General features: G+C 63.0%; 24 protein-coding genes and 2 pseudogenes. 16 read left to right on the top strand and 10 right to left on the bottom strand.

The genetic code is table 11. The annotated features are described in order from the left end of the window. The first annotated feature begins 148 nt into the window (after nt 1-148). Nucleotides 149-973 (top strand): hypothetical protein, encoded by an 825-nt coding sequence (locus M3461_13725; protein MDQ3775326.1) that lies wholly within the window; start codon nt 149-151, stop codon nt 971-973. Further along, nucleotides 939-1388, top strand: coding sequence for a hypothetical protein (locus M3461_13720; protein MDQ3775325.1), 450 nt, complete (start codon nt 939-941; stop codon nt 1386-1388). Before M3461_13725 ends, M3461_13720 begins: the two co-directional genes overlap by 35 nt. A gap of 237 nt (nt 1389-1625) precedes the next feature. Here M3461_13720 and rlmH read toward each other — a convergent pair whose 3' ends face one another. The 6 genes and pseudogenes from rlmH to M3461_13690 form a co-directional block, all read right to left on the bottom strand. Then, on the bottom strand, nt 1626-2096 hold the full coding sequence (rlmH, locus tag M3461_13715; GenBank protein MDQ3775324.1) for a 23S rRNA (pseudouridine(1915)-N(3))-methyltransferase RlmH: 471 nt from the start codon (nt 2094-2096) through the stop codon (nt 1626-1628). 8 nt (nt 2097-2104) lie between these two features. Next, nucleotides 2105-2515 carry a ribosome silencing factor gene (gene rsfS / locus M3461_13710; GenBank protein MDQ3775323.1) on the bottom strand — a complete coding sequence of 137 codons (411 nt, stop codon included), beginning with the start codon at nt 2513-2515 and terminating at the stop codon, nt 2105-2107. After that, nucleotides 2515-3159, bottom strand: coding sequence for a nicotinate-nucleotide adenylyltransferase (gene nadD / locus M3461_13705; GenBank protein MDQ3775322.1), 645 nt, complete (start codon nt 3157-3159; stop codon nt 2515-2517). The genes rsfS and nadD overlap by 1 nt, the downstream gene beginning before the upstream one ends. Nucleotides 3160-3272: 113 nt before the next feature. Next, entirely contained in the window at nt 3273-4463 is a 1191-nt protein-coding gene (locus M3461_13700; protein ID MDQ3775321.1) for a glutamate-5-semialdehyde dehydrogenase, read from the bottom strand. A 64-nt stretch (nt 4464-4527) separates the two neighbouring features. Continuing rightward, nucleotides 4528-4905 (bottom strand): DUF2782 domain-containing protein, encoded by a 378-nt coding sequence (locus M3461_13695; GenBank protein ID MDQ3775320.1) that lies wholly within the window; start codon nt 4903-4905, stop codon nt 4528-4530. After that, nucleotides 4902-5470, bottom strand: a pseudogene (locus tag M3461_13690) (LOG family protein). The gene M3461_13695 and the pseudogene M3461_13690 overlap by 4 nt, the downstream one beginning before the upstream one ends. A 714-nt stretch (nt 5471-6184) precedes the next feature. Between M3461_13690 and M3461_13685 the strand changes: the two are divergent. Beyond that, a complete protein-coding gene (locus tag M3461_13685; protein ID MDQ3775319.1) occupies nt 6185-6379 on the top strand; it encodes a hypothetical protein in 195 nt (64 codons plus the stop codon). Nucleotides 6380-6429: 50 nt separating this feature from the next. Here M3461_13685 and M3461_13680 read toward each other — a convergent pair whose 3' ends face one another. Together M3461_13680 and M3461_13675 are read right to left on the bottom strand one after the other, a co-directional pair. Then, nucleotides 6430-6795 (bottom strand): hypothetical protein, encoded by a 366-nt coding sequence (locus M3461_13680; GenBank protein MDQ3775318.1) that lies wholly within the window; start codon nt 6793-6795, stop codon nt 6430-6432. Between the two features lie 764 nt (nt 6796-7559). Beyond that, a pseudogene (locus tag M3461_13675) lies at nt 7560-7667 on the bottom strand (TIGR00730 family Rossman fold protein). Between the two features lie 176 nt (nt 7668-7843). On the opposite strand from M3461_13675, the gene M3461_13670 reads away from it, so the two are divergent. From M3461_13670 to pgi, 5 genes are all read left to right on the top strand, one after another. Continuing rightward, nucleotides 7844-8413 (top strand): Uma2 family endonuclease, encoded by a 570-nt coding sequence (locus M3461_13670; protein MDQ3775317.1) that lies wholly within the window; start codon nt 7844-7846, stop codon nt 8411-8413. Continuing rightward, nucleotides 8404-11106 carry a DNA polymerase I gene (gene polA, locus M3461_13665; GenBank protein ID MDQ3775316.1) on the top strand — a complete coding sequence of 901 codons (2703 nt, stop codon included), beginning with the start codon at nt 8404-8406 and terminating at the stop codon, nt 11104-11106. Before M3461_13670 ends, polA begins: the two co-directional genes overlap by 10 nt. Beyond that, entirely contained in the window at nt 11103-11402 is a 300-nt protein-coding gene (locus M3461_13660; GenBank protein ID MDQ3775315.1) for a hypothetical protein, read from the top strand. The genes polA and M3461_13660 overlap by 4 nt, the downstream gene beginning before the upstream one ends. 13 nt (nt 11403-11415) lie before the next feature. Further along, on the top strand, nt 11416-11673 hold the full coding sequence (locus tag M3461_13655; protein ID MDQ3775314.1) for a hypothetical protein: 258 nt from the start codon (nt 11416-11418) through the stop codon (nt 11671-11673). Between the two features lie 186 nt (nt 11674-11859). Further along, nucleotides 11860-13467 carry a glucose-6-phosphate isomerase gene (pgi, locus tag M3461_13650; protein ID MDQ3775313.1) on the top strand — a complete coding sequence of 536 codons (1608 nt, stop codon included), beginning with the start codon at nt 11860-11862 and terminating at the stop codon, nt 13465-13467. Nucleotides 13468-13609: 142 nt separating this feature from the next. Here pgi and M3461_13645 read toward each other — a convergent pair whose 3' ends face one another. After that, nucleotides 13610-14032, bottom strand: a complete 423-nt coding sequence (locus tag M3461_13645) for a DUF3280 domain-containing protein (GenBank protein MDQ3775312.1) — start codon at nt 14030-14032, stop codon at nt 13610-13612. 622 nt (nt 14033-14654) lie between these two features. On the opposite strand from M3461_13645, the gene M3461_13640 reads away from it, so the two are divergent. The 8 genes from M3461_13640 (at nt 14655) to M3461_13605 (ending at nt 19195) form a co-directional block, all read left to right on the top strand. Further along, nucleotides 14655-14849 (top strand): SOS response-associated peptidase, encoded by a 195-nt coding sequence (locus M3461_13640; GenBank protein ID MDQ3775311.1) that lies wholly within the window; start codon nt 14655-14657, stop codon nt 14847-14849. Beyond that, the gene (locus M3461_13635) at nt 14792-15091 is read left to right on the top strand and encodes an SOS response-associated peptidase (protein ID MDQ3775310.1); all 300 of its coding nucleotides are present in this window, start codon (nt 14792-14794) and stop codon (nt 15089-15091) included. Before M3461_13640 ends, M3461_13635 begins: the two co-directional genes overlap by 58 nt. 293 nt (nt 15092-15384) lie before the next feature. Further along, complete coding sequence (locus M3461_13630) at nt 15385-15900, top strand: tail fiber protein (GenBank protein MDQ3775309.1); 516 nt, start codon at nt 15385-15387, stop codon at nt 15898-15900. A gap of 45 nt (nt 15901-15945) precedes the next feature. Continuing rightward, complete coding sequence (locus tag M3461_13625; protein MDQ3775308.1) at nt 15946-16449, top strand: tail fiber protein; 504 nt, start codon at nt 15946-15948, stop codon at nt 16447-16449. A 92-nt stretch (nt 16450-16541) separates the two neighbouring features. Further along, nucleotides 16542-17069, top strand: coding sequence for a tail fiber protein (locus M3461_13620; protein ID MDQ3775307.1), 528 nt, complete (start codon nt 16542-16544; stop codon nt 17067-17069). Between the two features lie 248 nt (nt 17070-17317). Beyond that, nucleotides 17318-17896, top strand: coding sequence for a Uma2 family endonuclease (locus M3461_13615; GenBank protein MDQ3775306.1), 579 nt, complete (start codon nt 17318-17320; stop codon nt 17894-17896). A 100-nt stretch (nt 17897-17996) separates the two neighbouring features. Then, nucleotides 17997-18605, top strand: a complete 609-nt coding sequence (locus M3461_13610) for a Uma2 family endonuclease (GenBank protein ID MDQ3775305.1) — start codon at nt 17997-17999, stop codon at nt 18603-18605. A gap of 167 nt (nt 18606-18772) precedes the next feature. Further along, nucleotides 18773-19195: a hypothetical protein gene (locus M3461_13605; protein ID MDQ3775304.1), complete on the top strand. Its 423-nt coding sequence runs from the start codon at nt 18773-18775 to the stop codon at nt 19193-19195. 152 nt (nt 19196-19347) lie between these two features. On the opposite strand, the gene M3461_13600 is transcribed toward M3461_13605, so the two are convergent. Beyond that, nucleotides 19348-19731, bottom strand: a complete 384-nt coding sequence (locus tag M3461_13600; protein MDQ3775303.1) for a hypothetical protein — start codon at nt 19729-19731, stop codon at nt 19348-19350. Nucleotides 19732-20389 lie beyond the last annotated feature (658 nt).

Genomic DNA, 20389 nt, shown 5'->3' with positions numbered 1-20389 from the left:
TGCGGCCTGACCGGACCAACTCGACCATCTGTCGCCGGAACTCCGGCGGATATGCACTTCTTCGTTTCGACATCGTGGACTCCTCCTTCCCAAAAGGTGAAGTGTCCACGAAACGGGGTCAACTCCAACTCGGAGATAGCTAGCTAGAATGGAAATCCATACCTGTCGTAGCTTCGCGCCGCCACTTTCCCGGTTGCTCACGGTGTCGGCGCTGTCGTTACTCATAGGGCACACGGATGCGCTGGCCTACACTGTAAAAACCACCTTCCCGCGCCTTGGCGGCACTAAGTTCAGCGCTCCGCACGCTTACGACGACCCTTCCGCGCAGGCCCGGCTTGCGAAGCTGGATTACGTCCTTATCGATTTCTTCCCGAACTGGGGATCGGTCACAAAGATGCGCGATGCGGTCAAGGCGATCAAGGCCAAGAACCCCAACATCGTGATCCTTGATTACGTCATTCAGGAGACGATCCACAACACGTACTCGGGATTGAAGCTCTTGCGGGACAAGCTCGATGCCGAACACTGGTGGCTGTACCGAAACGGAGGCGGCGGGACCAAGGTCGGTCCCGATAACGCCGTTTCGACGACCAACTTCACGAGCTCCGCTCCCAAGGACGCGAACGGTGACCGCTGGAACACCTGGTTTGCAAAGTACGTCCATAAACAAATGTGGACCCAGATCCCGGAGCTGGACGGGACATTCACGGACAATGTTTTCTGGAAGCCGCGCGTGAACGGGGACTGGAACCGGGACGGCTCCACGGATAGCCAGAAGAACACGGCGGTCTATCCCGCGTTCCGCACGGGCATGATGGAACACCTCAATCAGATTAGGGCCTTGATGCCCGGAAAGCTCGTGGCCGGAAACATCGGCGACTGGGGGGCGTCCCGAGGCCACGGTCCCGGAGTTCAAGGGCCAGCTCGATGGGGGGCTGTTGGAGCGCTACATCGGCGAGACGTGGTCCAATGAGGGGGTCGACCTGAATGGAAATTTCAACGGATGGGGCAGTTGGTCGCGGATGATGGGCGCCTATCACAAGGTCATGGGCCTGGTGAAGGGCCCGAAGCTCGTGGTCTTCGGCATGAAGGGCAAGCCGTCAGACTACAAGGCCTTCCGGTATGGGTTCGCGTCCACACTGATGGACGATGGCTATTTCGATTTCTCGGATGGGACCAGCGGGAGTATCTACGAGACCGAGATGATTTGGTTCGACGAATTCGACATCGCCGGCACCAAAAACACCAGTTGGTTGGGGAATGCCATCGATCCCCCGCAGGCCACGCCCTGGCAGAACGGTGTGTATCGCCGGCGCTTCCAGAACGGCATGGTGCTCGTCAACCCACGCGGCAACGGCGATCGCACGGTGACGATCGGATCAGGCTAAGCGCTTCAAGGGCAAGCAGGACCCTGTGCATAACAACGGTCAGGTGGCCACGACCGTCGTACTTCGGGACCGCGATGGGATCTTGCTGCTGAAGCACTAACCGCACGCGAAAGCTTGGCTTGACGACGCATGTGATGCCGGGCATCCCATGCGTCTTTCTTTTCGCCGGCCAGCCGCGTCGCCCTCACCGACTGGAAAGGACCTGTCGGACAGGTCATCCGTCCGCCGGGTGATAGCTCAGACCCGGTGATAGGGATGGCCGTCGAGGAGGCTCTGCGCGCGGTAGATCTGCTCGGCCAGGATGACGCGCACGAGCGCATGGGGCAAGGTCAGCGGCGAGAGCGACCAGCGCTGGTCGGCGCGCCCGAGACAACGCGGATCGAGCCCGTTGGCCCCGCCGACCAGGAGGGCGACATCGCGCCCCAGGCGCTGCCAGCCGGCGAGCCGTCGCGCCAGTTCGGCCGTGCCCCAGCGCTCGCCGTGCTCGTCCAGGGCTACCACCCAGGCGGATGGCGGGATGGCCTTCAATACCCGCTCGCCCTCCCGCTCCAGCGGCCGCTGCGTGTCCCGGCCGCGCCAGCGCCTCTCTGCCATGACCTCGATCAGCCCTAACGCACAGCGTGCGGGCAGGCGCCCTGCGTAGTCTTCGTAGGCGGCCCTCACCCAGGGCGGGACGCGCCGCGCCACGGAGATGAGGTAGATACGCATGACATGCGCTATCCCCGGGCGCCTCGAGGTCCCGCCAGGGCAGCGCGATCGGCCCTGGGATCTTCCACGGGGTCACGCACCCGTCCGCTGCCCGCCGCGGTATCGTCCCACAGCCGTTCGAGCTGGTAGAAGTCGCGGGTCGCGGGCTGCATCACATGCACCACCACATCCCCGAGATCGACCAGCACCCATTCGGCCTGCTGCTGGCCCTCGACCCCGAGCGGCCGCACGCCCCGCAGGGTGGCCTCTGCCACGACCTCGTCGGCGAGTGCGCGCACCTGGCGGTTGGAGCGCCCGCTCGCGATGATCATGAAATCGGTGATGTCGGTGAGGGGGCGCACGTCGAGCACCCGGACATCGATAGCCTTGATCTCGTCCAGGGCGGCGAGCGCCACGTCACGGAGGTTTTCTGATTTGATCACTTTGCTGTTTCCCGGTAGAGGCTGTTCCTTTCGATGAGATCGAGGACCGCATTCGGCAGGAGATGGCGCGGGCTGCGGCCGGCGGCGATGCGCGCGCGTATGGCGGAGGCCGAGATGTCGAGCGCCGGGACGTCGCGGATGAGGAGACACCCGGCCTCCCAGTGGTGCAGGTCCGAGGGATCGGTAACGCCGTGGCGATCGATTACGTCTTGGATGGGGCCGGAGGGCGACAGCGCACTCCCCGGCCGCTTGGCCACCGCCAGGTGGGCGAGGCCGATGATCTCCCACCAGCGCTGCCAGCCCTCGAGCCCCGCGAAGGCGTCCATCCCGAGGATCAGGCACAGCGGCCGCCCCGGGAGATCGCCCCTCAACCCCGCCAGGGTCTCGACCGTGTAGGACACCCGCGCGCGCCGCAACTCCCGATCATCCACCGTGAGAGGCGGCGTGTCGGCGACGGCCGCATCCAGCATACACAGGCGCAAGGCCGCCGGGGCGGTTGGGGGCTCGCGATGGGGGGGGAGATAGAGCGGGACGAGCCGTACCTCGGCCAGGTCCAGGGCCTCGGCCATCTCGATGGCGAGGCGCAGATGGCCGTGGTGTACCGGATCGAAAGTACCACCCAGGATCCCCACGGGTTTCATTCGAAACTAGCATTCACGACTTCCCGGGGATTGTCCAGCGCCTGGGGACAAACGCTCAGCTCGGGGGTCGCCGCGAGGAGCGCCCCGACGCAGCGTGCACGATCCAGCCGTATTCAGGTACGGATCTGACCATCTCCAAGGACGATGAACTTCTGCGAGGTGAGGCCCTCGATCCCGACGGGCCCGCGCGCATGGAGCTTGTCGGTGCTGATCCCGACCTCGGCGCCGAGACCGTATTGGAAGCCGTCGGCGAAGCGGGTCGAGGCATTGACCATGACCGAGCTGGAATCGACCTCGCGCAGGAAGCGCTGTGCACGACCCAGGTCCTCGGTGACGATGGCGTCGGTGTGCCGCGATCCGTGGCGGCGGATGTGGTCCATGGCCTCGTCGATCCCGGTGACGACCCGCACCGCGAGGATCGGTGCCAGGTATTCCATGCCCCAGTCCTCGGCCGTGGCCGGGACCGCGTAGGGGAGTAGGCCACAGGTCGCCGCGCAACCGTGCAGCTCGACCCCCTCCTCCCGGTAGAGCGGACCCACGCGCCCCAGGAATGAGGCCGCGACGCCCTCGGCGACCAGGAGGCACTCCATGGCATTGCACACCGCGTAGCGTTGTGTCTTGGCGTTGTAGGCGATGGTGACGGCCTTGTCGAGATCGGCGCGGTCGTCCACATAGACATGGCACACGCCGTCCAAGTGCTTGATGACCGGGATCCGTGCCTCGCGGCTCACCCGCTCGATCAACCCCTTGCCGCCGCGCGGCACGATGACGTCGACATACTCGGACAGGCTCAAGAGCTCACCCACCGCCGCGCGCTCGGTAGTGTCGATGAGCTGGACCGCATCGAGTGGTAGCTCGGCAGCCCCGAGACCGGCGTGGATGCACGCGGCGATGGCGCGGTTCGAGCGGATGGCCTCGGAGCCGCCGCGCAGGATCACGGCGTTCCCCGATTTCAGACCAAGCCCCGCCACTTCCGCGGTCACGTCCGGGCGTGCCTCGTAAATGATCCCGATGACCCCGAGCGGCACCTGCATGCGCCCCACCTGGATCCCCGAGGGTTGGTAGCGGAGGCCGGTGACCTCGCCGATGGGGTCCGGCAGGGCGGCGACCTGGCGGAGGCCCTCGGCCATGATACGGATCCGCGCCTCGTCGAGGGCCAGACGGTCCCGCAGCGCGGGGGACAGCCCCGTGCCTTCGGCGAGGTCGACGGCATTGGCCTTCAGGATCGCGCCGCCTCGTGCCTCCAGGGTCTCTGCGATGCACGTGAGCGCCCGGTCCTTGCGGGCCGTCGGTGCCAGCGCCATGGTGCGGGAGGCGTCGCGGCCGCGCCGCCCGATCGCGTGGATGTAGTCGCGGACCTCGCTCACGCTACCAACTGAACAACACCCATTGCGGGACCACGTAGTTCTCGCGGAGCTCGCTCATATTGGTCTCCATGCGCCCATCGCCATCCTGATCCATCAGGTAATAGGGCGGGCCGATCACAGGGATCACCTTGATCATGTAGAGGTTGCCGTTGATACGATACTCTTCGATGGTCGCATCCTTCTTGCGTATGATGCGGACGTCGGGTTCCAGCGGCTCGCCGCTCTCTACGCGTGCGGGCGGGGGCGGGACATCCGGCACAGGCTCGAGGTTCTGCGGCGTCTCGGTTTGCGCCAGGGCCGCGCACGGCGCCCATGCGAGCAACAACGCCGTGGCCCGGCGTATCCAGGCCGCCTTCCGATCCACGGAGGAAGTGCTCATAGGTGCAGGAGGATCTCTTGTTCGGCCGAGAGGCCGAAGCCGCGGTGCTCGTAGTATTTGGAAGTAGCATCCACTACTTTCTGGGGATTGTCCACCACCTCGAAGAGCTCTAGATCGGACGCGCCGATGGCACCCTCGCGCACCAGGGTGGCCCGGAACCAGTGGATGAGGCCGTCCCAGAAGTCGCCCTGCACCAAAGGATCGGGATACGGCGGCTCGTGCCCGTCTGCACCAGGGTCAGGATCTCGGCCAACTCGTCGAGGATGCCGAACCCGCCCGGCAACACCACATAGGCCGAGGCGTACTTCACGAACATCACCTTGCGTGGTTGGCGGCCTCCATGATCCCGGGGCCACCGCCCGAGACCACCGAGAAACCCGCATCCGACAGCCCGGGCGGTCTCCGCGAGCCGGTATGAGGGGTGCTCGGGGCTGGTGCGCGCCGATCCGAAGTTGCTGACCGAGGGCCGGATCGCGGCCAGGCGCTCGAAGCCCTCGACGAACTCCACCATGATCTGAAACACCTTCCACGACTCGCGCGTCCGGATGTCCTCGTCGATAGGCAGCGGATGGCTGGACTTGGCGTGCTCGTTCCTCCTGGCGCGGCGGTGGTGGGAACGGTCGGATAGATAACACACTTTGGGCGGGATGCACACTATCCCTCCTGGTGCGCTCAGGGGCCCGCCACGTCTGGCGGCCGACAGGGTCGAGGCCAACAATGTGACCATCACCCTGGCGATGCGAGCGAGGGCGGTCACGTATCGCGCACTGCCCGCGCTCCACCCAACGAGGAGGACCGTTTCGATCGGCGCGCAGTCGATGCGTTCGTCTTGAGCGTCGCGCAGCCGGACAGCCAGGGCCTTGGCTAGCCCTGCTTGGCGTACGGAGGATGAACGAGGAGGAGGTTGCCAGCCGCTCCAGGGGTATCCTTCACACTCTATATCCTAGTACGGGTTCGATCGGCGGATAAGCGGGTAAGCGTAAGCGATTCCTCTCAAACGGTAGCGGCCCACTCGTCCCAAGGCACCGGATGCCGACGTCGGAGTCCCCGAAGAGCCCGCGCATGCCGTTCGGGGTACCCCGAACGGCGCTCCCGGCTCCGGCGTGCACCACCCAATCCCCGGCCGGCTCGTGCGACGAAACAGTGTCCCTTGCGACAGGGTATTGAACTTCCTATCCTTCCGCTTCGGCCTCAGCCTCAATACACCGAACCTACCAACTCGAACGTCTGCAGGTCCTACTGCTCATCGCCACCCTCGCGCTGATGGTGGCTTGGCTTCATGGGCAAAGCCACCGAACTCACCGGGCAAGGTCGCCACTACCAAGCCAATACGGTCACCCGCGTGGTCCTCGCCACCATATTCCTCGACCTCAAAGTCATCAATGACCCGCGGGTCACCTTACGATTGGCGGACCTGATCGCCGTCATAAAAAGCCTCGACGAAATCATCCAAAGCCACTGCCTGACGGAGTAATTTTTACGCAATATTCATGGGGATCCCACACTCCTAGCCCCTTCACCCTATCAAGTTACCCAGACGGATTTCCGCATTACCCTTTCAAATTGTAAGAATCCATAGTCAGTCGGTATAGGAAAGCCTATAGCAGTTTTAGGCTTTTCACACTCTCCCAACAGTTTTGAGCTTTCTATTGCCCCACACATGAAGCAACACATTCCTGTTTCATATTTCACTGATTTATAGCGTATAATGAAAATTGCCTTTTCTTCAACTTCTGCCGTAATAAAACTCGCCTCTTTCAGGGTATCAATAAATTCCTTGGTTTCACTGTAATCGTTTGGTTTGTGGGCTATCTCGTTTAGGAATAGTACTAATTTATGTATTATGTTGTCAGGAGGAAAGAACGTTGTGTTAGAGTAATCTTCTGGCAAGAGCGAGAAAACTGTTCTGGGACGACGTGTAGAAAATTGTCCTATTACAATCAATTGGGTATCATCTTTTGTACCTCTGCGGATGCTGTTGCAGGACTAACGACCATTGTGTTTAGCCGGTTTAGTATTGGTGAGAAGTTGGATGGCGGGATTTCTTTCTATTTCCGTAACCTGTTCGTCATTTACACAAGAGCGTGCCTTATACAAGCGCGTTCCTTTACGAATGGCTATTTTAGGGGCTTTAGATAGAACATTCGCATATTGAATAAGGGTTTCTGTTGTGTTCATAATATTGAAGGTTCTAAAGGGGCCGCTGGATCGGCGAGCCCCAATCGAGGAAATCGAAGCCATCCTTGGTGGTGAGGCAACGGGAGATAAGCTCGTAAAAGTGCGCCAGGCGAACTTGCGGAGCCGCTCGAAGCGCGACAACCACATCATGAACTCGATCTTCGCGGAAATGTCATGTACGCCTCTTGTTGACCGACCATCTTGAAAAGGAGGGATGATATCGTCGTGCGGGGCTGTGTCAAGGGGAAAAGACGCAACATCACTGCCGGGCGCCGTTCCAGGAGGGCATAGATTCTTCCACCGTGACTTCTTTGCACTTCAAAGAAGTTTCGTCTGCCATTTGGTTGCGGCCAGAGGCCGCTAGGCAAAATAAACGCCCTTTTTCGTCAAGAGCCACAGTGCTGCTGGGCTAGTGAGTTGTCAAACATCCGAGGCCTCGGCCTAGAATCGGGGGCTTTTCAGGCCCTTGCGCGAAAAAAGTGCCGGAAGTGCAGCGAGTTGTTCTGATAGAGGTTGCCGGCGCGCTTGTGGGGCAGGAAGATGTTGAGCCCGACACTCGGCGAGGTTCCCGCGTAAGCCCCCTGATAACATACTTCGGGCATGCACACCATCCCCGGTGCGCTCAGGGACCTGGCACGTCTGGCGACCGAGGGGATCGACGGCGACGATGTCGGCCATCCCACCCCACCCATCGACTTGTATGGGTCCAGTCGCCGGGGGAGAATGCGGGTCGTCACAATCACGCGTCGCCAAAGCCGCCATGCACCGCGCCCCAGCCATCAATCCTCCTCCATTGTATGGGCGCCTGCTAGCCTTGCCGGATCATGTGACCGGCGAGATCCTGAATGGGCAGTTGCACACCCAGCCCCGCCCGCCGGGGCTGCATGGGCTGGCCGAGCGGGGCTTGAACATCGACATCGGCGGGCCGTTCGACTTTGGGCGGGGTGGGCCGGGTGGTTGGTGGATCATTCCCGAGCCGGAGGTGCATTTCGTTCGCGACGTGGAGGTGGCCGTGCCGGATCTGGCGGGCTGGCGGCGGGAGCGGATGCCGTCCGTCCCGAAGGATCAGCGCTTCGAGGTCGTGCCGGATTGGGTGTGCGAGATCCTTTCTCCCTCCACCTCGAAAAAGGATCGGATGATCAAGCTGCCGCTGTATGCCCGCTACGGGGTGGCTTTCGCCTGGCTGGTGGACCCGCTGGGGCGCACGCTGGAGGCCTTCGAGCTGCGGGATAAGCTGTGGGCCCTGATTGCGACACACCAGGACGACGCACTGGTGCGTGTTCCGCCTTTCGATGCGATCGAGTTCCCGCTTAATGACCTATGGGCGTAACACACACCACGAGCGGAAAGCTCCTGCTCTTGGTCGACGGGTCGTCCTATCTGTACCGGGCCTTCCACGCCCTGCCGCCGCTCTCGACCTCGCGCGGCGAGCCGACCGGGGCCGTGCACGGGGTCGCCGCGATGCTCAAGCGAGTCGTCAAGGATCATGCGCCGGACTACCTGGCCGTGGTCTTCGACGCCAAGGGCAAGACCTTCCGCGACGACCTCTATGCCCAATACAAGGCTTACCGCCCGGCCATGCCAGACGAGCTGCGGGCCCAGATCGAACCACTGCATGCCCTGGTGCGGGCCATGGGCCTGCCGATCCTGGCGGTCGAGGGGGTCGAGGCCGACGATGTGATCGCCACCCTGGCCACAGAGGCGAGCGCGGCCGGGATCGCGACGCTCATCGCGAGCGGCGACAAGGACCTCGCCCAGCTCGTAGACGAACGCGTCCGGATCGCCAACGACAACACGATCCTCGATGCGGCCGGGGTCAAGGGCAAGTTCGGCGTGCCGCCGGGGCTCATCGTCGATTACCTGGCGCTCATCGGGGACAAGACCGACAACGTCCCGGGAATCCCCAAGGTCGGGCCCAAGACCGCCGTGGGCTGGCTCGAACGGTACCGTTCCCTGGACGGCGTCATCGCGCATGCCGGTGAGATCCCGGGCAGGATCGGCGAGAATCTGCGCGCCGCCTTGCCCGATCTGCCCCTCTCCAAGCGCCTGGTGACGGTATTGCGGGACGTACCGTTGGAGGTCGGGCCGGAGGACCTCGCGCCGAGCGCTCCCGACATCGGGGCCTTGAAGGCGCTCTATACCCGGCTCGAATTCAAGACGTGGCTCGACGAACTGCTGGCCGCGGCGCCTCAAGCGGCCGTGCCCGAGGGCGTGGCACCCCGCTATGAGACGGTGTTGACGCGGGCGCAGCTCGATGCGTGGCTCGAGCGCCTGAGCACCGCCGATCTCATCGCCATCGATACCGAGACCACGAGCCTGGCCTATATGCAGGCCCGCATCGTCGGGGTGTCCTTCGCCGTCGAGACCGGGCACGCCGCCTATGTGCCGTTCGGCCACGACTATGAAGGCGCGCCGGCCCAGCTTTCCGAGGCCGCGGTGCTCGAAGCGCTGCGACCGATCCTGGAGGACCCGGCGCGCGGGAAGCTCGGGCATAACCTCAAGTACGATATTAGCGTGTTCGCGACCCACGGCATCGCGCTCTCGGGGATCCGCCACGACTCGATGCTCGAGTCCTATGTCCTCGACAGCACCGCGACCCGCCATGACCTCGATTCTCTGGCCCTCAAGTACCTCGGCGTGCGTACCATCCATTACCAGGACGTGGCGGGCAAGGGTACCCAGCAAGTGACGTTCAACCGCGTCCCACTAGAACGGGCCGGGCCCTATGCCGCCGAGGACGTCGATGTGGCCTTGAAGCTCCACGAGGCATTCCGGCCGAGGCTTTGCGCCGAGCCGGGTCTCACGCAGTTGTACGAGGACATCGAAGTGCCGCTCATCCCGGTCTTGTCGCGTATCGAGCGCAACGGCGTCCGCATCGACACCGCGATGCTGCGCGAGCAGAGCCGGGAGCTCGGCCGGCGCCTGCGTGACATCGAAGAGGAGGCACACCAAGCGGCCGGGATGGTCTTCAACCTGGATTCCCCGAGGCAGATCCAGGAGATCCTGTTCGAGCGGCTAGGGCTGCCGGTCACCGAGCGTACCGCCAAGGGCCAGCCTTCGACGGCCGAATCGGTGTTGCAGGAGCTGGCGCTCGACTATCCCCTGCCACGCCTGATCCTGGAGCATCGCAGTCTCGCCAAGCTCCGATCGACCTACACCGAGAAGCTCCCGCAGCAGGTCGATCCCGGCACCGGGCGCGTGCACACGAGCTATCACCAGGCCGTGGCGGCCACCGGGCGCTTGTCCTCCGCGGACCCGAACCTCCAGAACATCCCGGTCCGGACCGAAGAGGGCCGCCGCATCCGCCGGGCCTTCGTCGCCCCGCCGGGTTACCGGCTGATCGCGGGCGACTATTCCCAGATCGAGCTCCGCATCATGGCCCATCTCTCGGCGGACCCGCTGCTGGTCGCCGCGTTCGCGGAGGGACTGGATATCCATCGCGCCACTGCGGCCGAGATGTTCGGAGTCGCCCCCGAATCGGTCAGTGCCGAGCACCGGCGCGCCGCCAAGACCATCAACTTCGGCCTCTTGTACGGGATGTCGGCCTTCGGTCTCGCGCGCCAGCTCGGGATCGAGCGCGGCGCGGCCCAACAATATGTCGATCGCTATTTCGCGCGCCATTCAGGTGTGCGCGCCTTCATGGACCGTATCCGCTCACAGGCACGCCGGCAAGGCTATGTGGAAACCGTGTTCCACCGCCGCTTGCACCTGCCCGAGATCAACTCCCGGAACGCGCCCCGCCGCCAGTACGCCGAGCGCACGGCCATCAATGCGCCCATGCAGGGCACGGCCGCGGATCTCATCAAGCTCGCCATGATCCGCGTCGACCGCTGGATCGCGGATACAGGCATCGACGCCAAGGTGATCCTGCAGGTGCATGACGAGCTGGTCCTCGAGATCGCCGAGGACGCGGTGGATCTGGCCTGCCGGGGACTCAAAGACATAATGGAGTCCGTGGCGCAGTTGACCGTACCGCTCGCCGTCGATGTCGGGGCGGGTACCCATTGGGACGAGGCGCATTGAGCATGTTCGAAACCTTGACGAAGGAGTCGTGGAGCGAATGCCTGGGTGGTTCGTTCGAGCTTTTGGACGACGGGCACGGAACCATTATCGTGATGCTCGCCGAGGTCACGGGCCTCGGCCACGGCGCACCTGGCCGGCGCGACCCGTATTCCCTGGTTTTTCGCGGCCCCGCATCGCCCATCCTGCCGCAGCGGATCTACCGCCTCCGACACGAGCGCACGGGCGATCTCGAGTTATTCCTCGTGCCGATCGGCCCGGATGGCGAGGGGATGCGTTATGAGGCGATATTCACCTGATGGCGCTCGTGTAATGAACGCTTTGGCAAACCCCCTGCGTTTTGATGAATCGACCCTGTGGGTGGATCTGCCTCCGCAGGCCGCGTTGGAGGATTCGGAGGCTGCCTTGGACGAGCTGGCGGCCTTTCTGCGCGGCCCGTGCAAGGACGGCGGCAGCTCCTGGTTCCTGTGCGAGGGGCCGGAGGAACGTCGAGGACTTACACCCGCTGCGGACCGCGCTGCTTGGCTCGGCGGCTCGGGGTGCCAGCATACGGGTATCGAACGATATTGATCGACGGAGGGGGAGTCTATCCGGCCTGAGGGTCGCAGCTGGTAGGGTCGTGCGGGTGGGTTAGGCCGCAGAAAAGCACGGCTAACCCGCCTACATTTATTTGAGGAGAAGCCCGTGCCCATAGCGCAACAACCACTCATCTCGCAAACCCCGGCCTGGCAGGCGCTTCAAGCGCATCAGGCGCGCATGGCGGACGTGCATATGCGCGCGCTGTTCGATGAGGACCCGGTGCGGGTTTCGCGATTTTCTCTGGAGGACGCCGGGCTCTACCTCGATTACTCCAAGAACCGGATCGTCGCAGAGACCGTGCGTCTACTGCACGACCTGGCGCACACGGCGCGGCTCGGGCATGCGATCGAGCGTATGTTCGCGGGCGAGCATATCAATACCACGGAAGGGCGGGCGGTCCTGCACACCGCCTTGCGCAACCGCGGACCGGAGGCCGTCAGGGTGGACGGCGAGGATGTGATGCCCTCGGTGCGCACGGTGCTCGCGCGCATGCGTATCTTCAGCGAGGCCGTGCACAACGGCGAGTACCGCGGCATGAGCGGGGCACCCTTCACCGACATCGTCAACATCGGGATCGGCGGATCGCACCTCGGACCGCTTCTGGTGACCCGAGCCTTGCGGCCGTATCAAAAGCGCGGCCTGCGCGTGCATTTCGTCTCCAACGTCGATCCGACGGACATCGCCGAGACCCTGGCCCGGGTCGAACCCCACACCACGCTCTTCGTGATCGCCTCGAAGACCTTCACCACGCAGGAGACCCTGCACAACGCCGAGACCGCGCGGCGCTGGTTCATCGCGCGCACGGGAGATGCGGCAGCGATCGGCCGCCATTTCGTCGCGGTGTCCACGAACATGACGGCCACCGCGGCCTTCGGGATCGACCCGGAGCACGTCTTCGAGTTCTGGGACTGGGTGGGGGGACGCTACTCGTTGTGGTCGGCCATCGGGCTGCCCATCGTGCTCTCTCTCGGCATGGAGGTCTTCGAGCGACTCCTCGAAGGTGCGTATCGCATCGACCGCCATTTCCGCAGCGCGCCCCTCGAGGCCAATCTCCCGGTCGTGCTCGGGCTCCTGAATCTCTGGTATGCGGACTTCTTCTGCGCACAGAGCCGCGCCGTGATCCCCTACGATCAGCACCTCGAGTACCTGCCCGCCTATCTTCAGCAGCTCGAGATGGAGAGCAACGGCAAGGGCGTCACACTGTCTGGAAGCGCGCTCGATTATCGGAGCGCGCCGGTCGTGTGGGGCGCGCCCGGCACCAACGGGCAGCATGCCTTCTTTCAACTAATCCATCAGGGCACTTTAGTCATCCCGGTCGATTTTCTGATGGCCCTGCACGGTCACTATCCCCCTGAGGAACAGCACGAGCTTCTGGTGGCGAACTGCATCGCCCAATCACAGGCCTTGATGCGCGGCAGAAGCGCCGCCGAGGTCGGGGCCGAGATGCGCGCCCGTGGCGTCCCGGAGACCGAGGTCGAGCGCCTCGCGCCGCACCGCGTCTGTCCCGGCAACCGGCCCAGCAACACCCTGTACTACGAGCGCCTGACACCAGAGACGCTCGGCGCGCTTATCGCTCTCTATGAGCACAAGACCTTCACCGAGGGCGTGATCCTCGGCATCGACTCCTTCGACCAGTGGGGTGTCGAACTCGGCAAGACGCTGGCGGGCGAGGTGGCGGCGGATCTCCGCGGGCAGATACCGGCCCCGGACCAAGACGGCTCGACGCGGGCGCTCATCGAGCGCTATCGGCGTCGGGCCTGCGACGTCCCCGAGCCGCCCTGGTGACGAAGGCCCGCGCCTTCGGGCGCGGTTTATTCGAACGACGCCTGGACGGTTCGCGACCTTTGAAAGAGCCCCGTAGGCTCGCAAGGGCGGCCCGGCGCGGCAGGAGCGGCGTCGCATGCCCGGTTTCGTGCTCGAACCCCGCCTACGGCGTTTTCGGGTGGATGGTTTGATCGATCTGGTCCGCCAAGATCGCCGCTCCCCGCTCCGTCAGTTTCTTCAAATAGCCCTTGACCTCGACCACAAAGTCGCCCACCAGCCGCCGGGTCCTCGTGTTGACCAAACGGACCTTCAAATAAGCGAATAAGAAACTCGGCTTGTGAACCCGTCCGATTGCGATCCAGTCGACCCCCAACCGTTCACCCAACTGTGCGGCGACCTCGGTGTGATCGAAAAGATAACCGAAGGACACGTTCGCCTGTGCCTGGGCAGCCGGGCCGATGGCAACGGATTCATAGCCACCCTTTTTCACCAGCGCCTCCCGCAGCGACGGCGCCACCCCGGCGGTCCGCGCCAGCTCTTCCGGCGTGCGGGGCAGTAAGGTCAAGTCATTCAATTCGAAATCCAATACCGCGATGCGCGTACCCGCGAATGCCGGAGAGCCGAGCAGGAGGCATAACCCGAGAACGATACCGGTCAGGAAGCTCCCCCTCTGTGCGACTTCTTTCAACCCCAGGTCTCCGTGCCAACCCGTCTTTCTCGCCATCGCCCCGCGGCGAAGGCGCCGGTCTCCGGGGCCCCACGGCCCGAGCGCTTGTGAAAAAATCGTCGCGAGCAAAGGGAGGGCGCTGCATCCTCGGCGCGCCAGGCAGGGCCACTCCCTATTCTTTATATTACTCCCCTGCGTTTCCCGCCGGAACGCAGCAGGTTTTCTCACAAGCGCTGAAGGAATGCAAGGCATCGCTCGACACCACGCCGAACCCTCCCCTCCTCCGCCGCCGCCGTGAAGACAGACCGGAAGGGTACGTCGTCCCGGCGAGCCGTTACTGCGCCGGATCGAGCCCCTGCCCTTTTCGAGCCGCGCCCGGTCTATCCTATCCACATGTGTGGACGCTACGCGCTGTACGCCGATCCCGAGACGCTCGTCGCCCGGTTCGCGCTACCGTGCACGCCGGACCTTCGGCCCCGCTATAACATCGCCCTCCCAGGAGGTACCGGTGATCCGGCGATCCCAGGAGGGCCGACGCGAGGTGACCCTGCTGCGCTGGGGGCTCGTGCCGCATTGGGCAGCGAACGAGACGACCGGCCATTCGATGATCAACGCCCGTGCCGAGACCGTAGCCACAAGCCCGCGTTCCGCAGCGCCTTCCGCCGGCACCGCTGTCTCATCCCCGCGGATGGATTCTATGAGTGCCGCATCAGACAACCCTATTTCATCCGTCTAAAGGACGGCCTGCCCCTGGCCGCGGGTCTCTGGGAAGAGTGGCGGCGTCCCGATGGACAGGCCGTCGGATGCTGCGCCATCATCGTGACCCGCGCCAACGCCCTCATGCAGCCCATCCACGACCGCATGCCGGTGATCCTGGATCCGCGCGCATACGGGCAGTGGGACATCACCGACGCCGACTTGACTCAACTCCTCGTGCCCTTCCCGCCGAGGACATGGAAGCATACCCGGTCGACATGACGGTGAACAACCCCGAAAACGACGGGGCGGCATGCGCGGAACGCGTGAATGAATAGGGCGCGGCTAACGTTAGGTCACGAGTCTGCTGCTGGACCTCGGCCACCGGCTGCTCCCGATCACGGGCGCACGAGATCTACTCCGTTGCATTCTCCGAAAGGATGTGTATCATCCCCCCTCGTGGCCGAATCGGACCCCCGACTTCGCCCGATCCGGGCGACAAGAACCCGGGCAGGGGTAGAATTCGGAAGATAGTAGAAAACGAACTGAAATAGCAATCGGGTAAAGAGGATTCTATGGCAGAACCGTTTTTATCAGAGATCCGCATCATGAGCTTTGCGTTCAGCCCCAAAGGCTGGGCGTTGCGTAACGGGCAGCTCTTGCCGATCAACCAGAACCAGGCGTTGTTCTCATTACTGGGCACGACTTTCGGTGGTGACGGCCGGGTGAATTTCGCGCTGCCGGACCTGCGCGCGAGGGCGCCGATCCACGTTGGCTCAGGACACACGCTCGGCGAGCGCGGCGGCGAACAGGCCCATACGCTGTCCATCGCCGAGTTGCCGGAACATGTCCATGTCCTAAATGGGTCGAGCGCCATCGGCAACTCGGTCAATCCACGGACACAAGCCGGCGGCAATCTCTTGGCCCAGGAGCCAGGCAACGTGTATTCACAAAATACGGCAAGCCTGGGAGCGCTGATTCCAACGAGCGTTGCCAATGTTGGCGGCAGCCAGGCACACGTCAATATGCAGCCATTCTTGACCCTGACGTTCTCTATTGCGTTGCAGGGGATTTTTCCGAGCCCGAACTAAGGCAGACTTTGGGCATGAGAATGTGGGCTTGAGGGGGAAACGATCATGGCACAACCGTACGTGGGTGAAATTCGCATGTTCGCGGGGAACTTCGCGCCAGCGGGGTGGATGTTCTGCGAGGGGCAATTGTTGCCCATCGCAGAGAACGAGACGCTCTTTCAGCTCATCGGGACAACGTACGGCGGCGACGGGCAGAGTACCTTCGCATTGCCCGATCTACGTGGACGGATCCCGATCCACCAGGGCAACGGCTTCATCCTGGCTGAGACCGGCGGTACGGAGGAGATCACGCTGACGGTCGCTCAGATCCCCGCACACAGCCACGCTTTGCTCGGCGCACAGGTGAATGGCTCGCAGGCAAGCCCAGCAGGGGGTGTCCTGGCCAACTCGACGGTGATCACGCCCTACGCGCCGGAGACCGCCAATGCGGCTATGGCTCTAACCGCCATAGCGCCGGTAGGAGGCAGCCAGCCACACACTAATTTTCAGCCCTATCTGTGCATCAACTTCATTATTTCGCTTTTCGGCATTTTCCCGTCGCCAACATAGGCAGGGGGCGCTCTGAAGGCGCGTAAAAAAGCTGATGCTATTTCACGTACAGAAAACTGATACATGTCAACCCTCTAGTCGAGGAGCAAGTCATGGCCGACCCGTTTGTTGCTGAGATCAGGATTTTCCCATTCAATTTTGCCCCAAAAGGCTGGGCGTGGTGCGACGGGCAACTCATGCCACTATCACAGAACACGGCACTGTTCTCACTACTGGGCACGACCTACGGTGGGGACGGCAAGAGCAATTTTGCGCTTCCGGACCTCCAGGGTAGGGCGCCCATGCATCCCGGCCACGGCCCCGGTCTGTCGCTGCATGACCTAGGCGAAACCGGCGGTGCAGAGACCGTGACCCTGCTCGAATCAGAGATCCCTGCCCACAGCCACACCCTGATGGCCTCGACCGAAGACGGCGTGCAGGGCTCATTCACCCCGGGCGTCACCCTTGCCAACTCCGTAGGCGGGACGCTGTATCAGACCACAACCAACACGAATCTCGTAAGTATGAACCCCAGCGCCTTGTCCCCCGCCGGCGGCGACCAGCCCCACAACAACCTGCAGCCGTACCTGACCTTCTACTTCTGCATTGCGCTTCAGGGGGTGTTTCCGCCGCGAGGGTAGGACGGCGCTCGGGGGACCATCAAGACTACCACTCGATACCTGCCGTTTCTCTAACACGGTAAGGGTTCCGGATCCCCCCTCCCCACTGGCCTCGGGGATGGGCTGGATCGTACAATCTGCGGTCGATGCGCGGAGTACGTATGCCAACCGCGACACAGGCACTCGCCCCAGGTTCACGCCGTTCAACCGAGTGGTCCGAACCACATCGTGCTAGACTTCGAACATTACGCTTTGTAGGACACGTCGGCATGTCCAGCCCCGCCCTCGATCTGTACCAGAGACACCGCCTGACGGTGCATGATTTTCACCGCATGGGCGAAGTCGGCATCCTCCCGGTCGAGGGCCGGTTGGAACTGATCGAGGGGGAGATCATCGCCATGGCACCGATTGGGAGCCGGCACGCGGCCATCGTTACCCGCGCCAACATGTTGTTCGTGCAGGCAGTGGCGGGCCGCGCCATTGTCTCCGTTCAGAACCCCATCATCCTCGGGGAGCACTCCGAGCCTGAACCGGATCTGGCGCTCATCCAACCGCGGGACGATTTCTACGCGCTGGCCCTGCCGCGCGCGGACGAGGTGCTCCTGATCGTCGAGGTCGCGGATACCACCCTGCGCTACGACCGCGAGATGAAGATCCCGCTCTATGCCCGCCACGGTATCCCGGAGGTGTGGCTCATCGATGTGGAAGGCCGGACGCTTACGGTATTCGAGACACCGGCGGACGGGCGGTATCGCAACGAGCGTCGCGTGCGGCCGTCGGGCGCGCTGGCGCCCAAGGCGCTGCCGGGGGTCGAGGTGGATCTGTCGCGACTCTTCGGAACGGCTTGAGAGGAGGACTGGATGGCCGAAGCGTTCTTGAGTGAAATTCGACTCATGAGTTTCATATCTGCCCCCAAGGGCTGAGCACACTGCAACGGCCAGCACACCCATGTCCGCCACCGTCATTATCGCGGCGCGAGCCCAACCGCTCGTGGTGAATTTCGGCCCGTTCGTCAACACGATGAATGACGAGGACTTCACCAAGCTTTGTCAGTTGAATAGCGATCTGCGCATCGAGCGCACCCGCGAGGGAGACCTGATCATCATGCCGCCCACCGGGGGAGAGACGGGCCGCCGCAGTTTCAACCTGACGGCGGTGTTTGGTGAATGGGTAGAACGCGACGGTACCGGTATAGGCTTCGACTCGTCCACGGGTTTCACGCTGCCTAACGGGGCGAAGCGCTCGCCCGATCTCGCCTGGGTGAGGCGTTCCCGCTGGGAACGGTTGAGCACGGCGGAACGGGAAGGTTTCCCGCCTCTATGTCCCGATTTTGTCGCGGAGCTGCGCTCACCCTCGGATGACTTGAGCGCTTTGCAGGCCAAACTCGAAGAGTATATGGCCAATGGCGCACAGTTGGGATGGCTCATCGATCCGGATGACAGAATGGTGTACGTCTATCGCCCCAACACCCAAATGGAATGCCTGGACCATCCCACCACGCTTTCGGGTGCGCCTGTCCTACGAGGGTTCATTCTGGATTCGGAACGCCTCTGGTAGCAAGCGGAGTGCGCACGCAGATGCTTCCGCTCGCGCCCACACGTTCGCGCCGAGGCGCTGTTTACCCACCCGGGCGGCATTCAGCGGTCGATACCTATTGAACGCGCACGACCGGTTTCTCGGCGTGCACAGCGCACCCTACCCTTGCTTTCGATCCGCCGAAAGACATGCCTAAGCCATCAGCCCCGATCGCGGCCCGATCCGGCGCGCCATGCGTCCGCCTTGTGGCGATCCTGGTGATGCTGAGCGTGCCCCCGGTACAGGCGGCGGCCGCGGCCATGAGCCGATCGCCGAGCTACGATAGCTTCCGAGCCTATATCGGAGAGCGGTTCCGGGTCTATGGCGGCAGGGGTGCACGCGAGGTTGTGTCCCTGCGCTTGATCGAGGTCTCCGAACGGCACCAAGATACCCACACCGAGACCTTCTCGGCGCGTTTCCAAGGCCCTCCCGATCGCCCCGGGGTATACACTTTCGAGCACCCGCGCTCGGGCACCTTTGAGCTATTTCTGGAAGCGGCGGGTAGCGAGACGGACGGCCTGTACTACAGCGCCGGCTTCAACCTCATTGTGGAAGACGCAGCGCGCCGCTAGCCATGAACTAATGGGGGTAGATCAGGCTGACAGCCGGTCCTGACAGGAGACATAAGGCACTGAGCACTTTCGAGCATCCGCGCTCGGGCACCTTTGAGCTATTTCTGGACGTCGGGGGTGGGATGGTTACGGACAGGCGGGGACCGATAACGCTATGGCAACAGGTTAAAAGGCGCCTCATAATAGCGGTTAAATTCGTCCGCACCGCTAGGCTGTAAGTACAGTGTAGTCTTGCCGGCCTGGCGGTGGCGTATACTATACATGCCCTTCGGCAGCTTCGCCCCGAGCGGCGCGCGAAACACCAGAGAAAACTGTTCGGTCTCGGCAGTTTCATAGATGTCATAGACATCGGATAATTTCATCCGTACCCTTTTCTTGCGATCCTCGCTGACAACGACAAAGGTCTCGCCGAGCAGACCCAGAAAGACCTCCTTCCACGTCCGCACCCCCGGGCCCGCGGTCCGTGTTCTAGGCGCCAAGGCGTGGGCGATATCCGTGAACCCCGCCGCATAGCCCATGATCGCCGTCGCGACCATGGTCCGTAGAAGGCGATACGCCGACTAGGCATCCCGATCGCCATGTTCCTCTCCTTATTCAACACCTCGTCGGCGTCGCTAAACACTCGTCGTGCGATCGATGGATTCATAACATATTTAGTGCGTTATGTCTCGTCTCAGGACCGGCTGTCAGCCCGATCTACCCCCAATAGGTCAGAGGCTAGCGATGCGCTGCGTCTTCCGCTTGAGGTGAAACCAGCGCGGTAGTACAGGCGTCCGCCTCGCTACCCGCCGCTTCGCCATGCCATAGTTCTGAAACATCAGCGGGTGGCGCAGATCCGCTCGAAGGGGGATTGCGGCGATACTACTACGGTTTCATAGAAAGGATGGGATCATCCTTGCTGAATGTGCCATTCAGACCCGCAAGGGGACCAAGGTCACGTGGGCGTCGGGAGAGACCTACAGAACGATAAGAGATGAGGACGAATGCTACGTGGCGCCCGAGGGTCTGCATCGAGGTGCTTTGTTCGAGCAACACCGATCAAGGGCAATGGGCGCCGGTAGCCCATCTTTCTCAACTGGAGGGGGTACCCAGCCTGGAAGGCGCATAGATTGGGCTACGCGGTCAAAAGGTCTCCACTACAAATGGGCTGGATCGCTTCAGTGTACGAGTTGGCCGGCGGCGGTGATTCGCGGG

The sequence above is a fragment of the Pseudomonadota bacterium genome (assembly GCA_030860485.1).
Lineage (GTDB): Bacteria > Pseudomonadota > Gammaproteobacteria > JACCXJ01 > JACCXJ01 > JACCXJ01.
Note: the sequence above shows the minus strand (reverse complement) of the source record. Positions and strands in the feature narration are given on the sequence as shown.

What these genes read in the sequence shown, in the direction of transcription:
- M3461_13725 (MDQ3775326.1), top strand. Translation starts at nt 149, where the DNA reads ATGGAAATCCATACCTGTCGTAGCTTCGCGCCGCCACTTTCCCGGTTG.
- rlmH (MDQ3775324.1), bottom strand. Translation starts at nt 2,096, where the DNA reads ATGCGTATCTACCTCATCTCCGTGGCGCGGCGCGTCCCGCCCTGGGTG.
- nadD (MDQ3775322.1), bottom strand. Translation starts at nt 3,159, where the DNA reads ATGAAACCCGTGGGGATCCTGGGTGGTACTTTCGATCCGGTACACCAC.
- M3461_13700 (MDQ3775321.1), bottom strand. Translation starts at nt 4,463, where the DNA reads ATGGCGCTGGCACCGACGGCCCGCAAGGACCGGGCGCTCACGTGCATC.
- M3461_13695 (MDQ3775320.1), bottom strand. Translation starts at nt 4,905, where the DNA reads ATGAGCACTTCCTCCGTGGATCGGAAGGCGGCCTGGATACGCCGGGCC.
- M3461_13685 (MDQ3775319.1), top strand. Translation starts at nt 6,185, where the DNA reads ATGGGCAAAGCCACCGAACTCACCGGGCAAGGTCGCCACTACCAAGCC.
- M3461_13670 (MDQ3775317.1), top strand. Translation starts at nt 7,844, where the DNA reads ATGCACCGCGCCCCAGCCATCAATCCTCCTCCATTGTATGGGCGCCTG.
- polA (MDQ3775316.1), top strand. Translation starts at nt 8,404, where the DNA reads ATGGGCGTAACACACACCACGAGCGGAAAGCTCCTGCTCTTGGTCGAC.
- M3461_13655 (MDQ3775314.1), top strand. Translation starts at nt 11,416, where the DNA reads ATGAACGCTTTGGCAAACCCCCTGCGTTTTGATGAATCGACCCTGTGG.
- pgi (MDQ3775313.1), top strand. Translation starts at nt 11,860, where the DNA reads ATGGCGGACGTGCATATGCGCGCGCTGTTCGATGAGGACCCGGTGCGG.
- M3461_13630 (MDQ3775309.1), top strand. Translation starts at nt 15,385, where the DNA reads ATGGCAGAACCGTTTTTATCAGAGATCCGCATCATGAGCTTTGCGTTC.
- M3461_13625 (MDQ3775308.1), top strand. Translation starts at nt 15,946, where the DNA reads ATGGCACAACCGTACGTGGGTGAAATTCGCATGTTCGCGGGGAACTTC.
- M3461_13620 (MDQ3775307.1), top strand. Translation starts at nt 16,542, where the DNA reads ATGGCCGACCCGTTTGTTGCTGAGATCAGGATTTTCCCATTCAATTTT.
- M3461_13615 (MDQ3775306.1), top strand. Translation starts at nt 17,318, where the DNA reads ATGTCCAGCCCCGCCCTCGATCTGTACCAGAGACACCGCCTGACGGTG.
- M3461_13610 (MDQ3775305.1), top strand. Translation starts at nt 17,997, where the DNA reads ATGTCCGCCACCGTCATTATCGCGGCGCGAGCCCAACCGCTCGTGGTG.
- M3461_13605 (MDQ3775304.1), top strand. Translation starts at nt 18,773, where the DNA reads ATGCCTAAGCCATCAGCCCCGATCGCGGCCCGATCCGGCGCGCCATGC.
- M3461_13600 (MDQ3775303.1), bottom strand. Translation starts at nt 19,731, where the DNA reads ATGGTCGCGACGGCGATCATGGGCTATGCGGCGGGGTTCACGGATATC.